5 protein-coding genes are annotated in these 2768 nt (G+C 40.6%); all 5 read left to right on the top strand.

Features of this window, described 5'->3' with window-relative positions:
- Positions 1 to 187: hypothetical protein (locus HCUR_RS09210; RefSeq protein ID WP_207760933.1), on the top strand; the 187-nt coding region annotated here is incomplete at its 5' end.
- Positions 188 to 276: 89 nt separating this feature from the next.
- The gene (locus HCUR_RS05160) at positions 277 to 702 is read left to right on the top strand and encodes an SRPBCC family protein (RefSeq protein ID WP_104207053.1); all 426 of its coding nucleotides are present in this window, start codon (positions 277 to 279) and stop codon (positions 700 to 702) included.
- On the top strand, positions 695 to 1156 hold the full coding sequence (locus HCUR_RS05155; protein ID WP_104207052.1) for a MarR family winged helix-turn-helix transcriptional regulator: 462 nt from the start codon (positions 695 to 697) through the stop codon (positions 1154 to 1156). Before HCUR_RS05160 ends, HCUR_RS05155 begins: the two co-directional genes overlap by 8 nt.
- Positions 1149 to 1601 carry an EVE domain-containing protein gene (locus tag HCUR_RS05150; protein WP_104207051.1) on the top strand — a complete coding sequence of 151 codons (453 nt, stop codon included), beginning with the start codon at positions 1149 to 1151 and terminating at the stop codon, positions 1599 to 1601. The genes HCUR_RS05155 and HCUR_RS05150 overlap by 8 nt, the downstream gene beginning before the upstream one ends.
- Positions 1602 to 1733: 132 nt before the next feature.
- The coding region (locus tag HCUR_RS05145) for a bifunctional transcriptional activator/DNA repair enzyme AdaA (protein ID WP_104207050.1) at positions 1734 to 2768 on the top strand (1035 nt) is incomplete at its 3' end.

The following is a 2768-nucleotide window of genomic DNA, read 5'->3' as shown; positions in this document are numbered from 1 at the left end:
CCCGTACCTCACTTTCTCCAATTTCACCATTTTACCCCCAAAATCTCCATTTTTGGCCTCTCCATCTCCGATATATGCGAACACTCCCGATGAAGGTACGCATGTCCTCAAACCCTCTATTTACCTAGGTTTTGGAGAATTAGCCTTTTTACGCCCTTCATTTTTTAGAGAACGAAAACCGGAGTAGCGATTGGCATTCGAAACGGAGAATAACTTTAGTCTTGACTCATATAGTAAACTCGCATACTATATCCATAAATACGATAAAGGTGTAATATGTGGACAAGAACTTATAGCAAAACATTCCAAGGTTTAAAGCGCGAAGATATTTGGCGCATTTGGACGGACATTAATAACTGGCCAACGTGGCATGGTGATTTGGATTACTGCAAGCTTGAGGGTGACTTCAAAGTTGGCAATCACTTCTTCTTAAAGCCTAAAGGCGTTCAGCCTGTAAAAATTGTGCTTACTGAAATTAATGAAGGCTATTCATTCACTGATTGTACATCTTTCTTTGGCACCAAAATGTATGATATTCATGCCATGGAAGAGACTGTAGACGGTTTAAAACTTACCAATAAACTTGTTGTAACTGGGCCGCTAAAATGGCTCTGGATCAAGCTTGTAGCCCAAAATGTTGCTGATACTATAGCAGAAGAAACAGAAAACCTTGTAAAGCTTGCAAGGAGTCTTCATGTCTAACTTACCTTTCGGTTTTGATAAGCCTGAAGACAGTCCCGGTTTTCTTCTTTGGCAAACAACTATGATCTGGCAACGGCAAATTAAAAAAGCTCTTGAGCAATACAACGTTTCTCATGCGCAGTTTGTGATTATAGCGACCCTCATGTGGTTTGAGGCTCATGGATATGATACGACTCAAATCCTTATCGTTAACTGGTCTCAGCTTGATAAGATGACTGTATCAAAATCTCTTAAAAAACTTGTTCAAATGGGTCTTGTAAATCGTATAGAGCATGAGGTAGACACACGTGCAAAGAGCGTTTCGCTTACCGAAAAAGGTAAAGATATGGTGCGTACTTTAGTCCCCATTGTAGAAGGTATTGATAGTACTTTTTTCAGCAAAGCCTCTGATCAGGAGCAAAAAAGCCTTGTGCAAATTTTGGCGAAATTAACTGCAGGTACCACAGATGAATAAGAAAGCAAAATTCTGGATTGGCGTTGCTTGCAAAGAGCATGTGGAAAGTGGGGTTAAGCTTGGTATTTGTCAATTTTGCCACGGTAAATCTGCGCCCGCTAAACGACTATCCCATGGTGATTTTGTGATTTATTATTCATCTAAAATAACCATGGAAGGGTCTGATCTCTATCAAAAATTTACTGCAATTGGGGAGGTTATTGATGATGCACCTTACCAAGTAGATATGGGGGATGGATTCAAACCATTTAGGCGTAATATCAATTATTTTGAAGCAAAGCACATTGATATCAAACCGCTTGTACAGTCACTGCCATTTATCAAAAATAAAAATTCGTGGGGCTATGTTTTTCGCTATGGTTTTTTAGAAATCGACCAAGAATCATTTGAGATTATTGCGCATCATATGCTTGGTTTTAATCCGTTATTACAGGGGAACAGATGATACCAATAAAACCAAATCTTGAAGATAAAAAATCAATGCCTGAATTTCGGTCGCGCGTTTTTTTATAATCTTTATACTGGGTGTAAATAGCCAGAAGGCTTGAAGCGAAAGACCAATTAATACAGGATCTAAATGATAACGGAAGTACAAAAACAAGAATTCTATCAAGCACTCCTTGATAAAAATATACACTATGAAGGTGTATTTTTTGTGGGCGTTCAAACAACAGGCGTATTTTGTCGTCCTACATGTCCAGCACGAAAACCAAAATTTGAGAATTGTGAATTCTATAAAACAGCTGGGGAAGCATTGCTAGCATCTTTTAGGCCGTGTATGCGTTGCCGCCCCCTTTCTCATCCAAACCAAGTATCGGATTTAGTGCGTACGCTCGTTGATGCCGTTGAAGCTGATCCATCAAGGTGCTGGAAAGATCGTGATTTTGAAGAGTTATCAGTAGATGCATCAACAGCCCGTCGTCAGTTCAAAAAACGATTTGGAATGACCTTTGTTGAATATGCACGCGCAAGACGGATGGGGCTTGCATTCAAACAAATACGCGCGGGAGATGCTGTAATTGAAGCTCAACTGAATACAGGGTATGAATCCAGCAGTGGATTTCGAGATGCTTTTTCTAAAATTATTGGAGCGCCGCCAACAAAATTTGAAGGGCAACATACAATTCTAAAAGCCTCTTGGATTGATACAAGGCTCGGGCCCATGATTGCAATTGCCGATGAGGCTGGTCTCTATCTTTTAGAATTTGTTGACAGACGGGGTTTGGAGCGTGAGGTTGAAAGACTCAGAATCAAAACGAAAGCAGCTATTATTCCAGGAGTCACCGATCCAATTAAATCTATTACACTTGAACTGGAGTCTTATTTCGAAGGAAAACTCAAAGAATTCAACACACCTCTACATCTTCTAGGCAGCCCCTTTCAAAGAAGTGTTTGGGATGAGCTAATGCGTATTCCATATGGTCAGACACGAAGTTATATTGCGCAAAGCAAAGCTATTGGCAGGGCCACAGCTTACCGTGCCGTTGCAAATGCCAATGGAGCTAATCAATTGGCGATTATCATACCCTGTCATCGCATCATCAATAGCAATGGTGACCTTGGCGGATACGGCGGTGGCCTCACACGCAAAAAATGGTTGCTTGAGCATGAG

This window comes from Holospora curviuscula (genome assembly GCF_002930195.1).
GTDB classification, from domain to species: Bacteria; Pseudomonadota; Alphaproteobacteria; order Holosporales; family Holosporaceae; genus Holospora; species Holospora curviuscula.
The sequence above is the reverse complement of the archived record's forward strand: the minus strand, read 5'-3'. Positions and strand labels throughout refer to the sequence as shown.

Excerpts from the sequence above, each read along its gene's own strand:
- HCUR_RS05150 (WP_104207051.1), top strand. The coding sequence starts at position 1,149 with ATGAATAAGAAAGCAAAATTCTGGATTGGCGTTGCTTGCAAAGAGCAT.
- HCUR_RS05160 (WP_104207053.1), top strand. The coding sequence starts at position 277 with ATGTGGACAAGAACTTATAGCAAAACATTCCAAGGTTTAAAGCGCGAA.
- HCUR_RS05155 (WP_104207052.1), top strand. The coding sequence starts at position 695 with ATGTCTAACTTACCTTTCGGTTTTGATAAGCCTGAAGACAGTCCCGGT.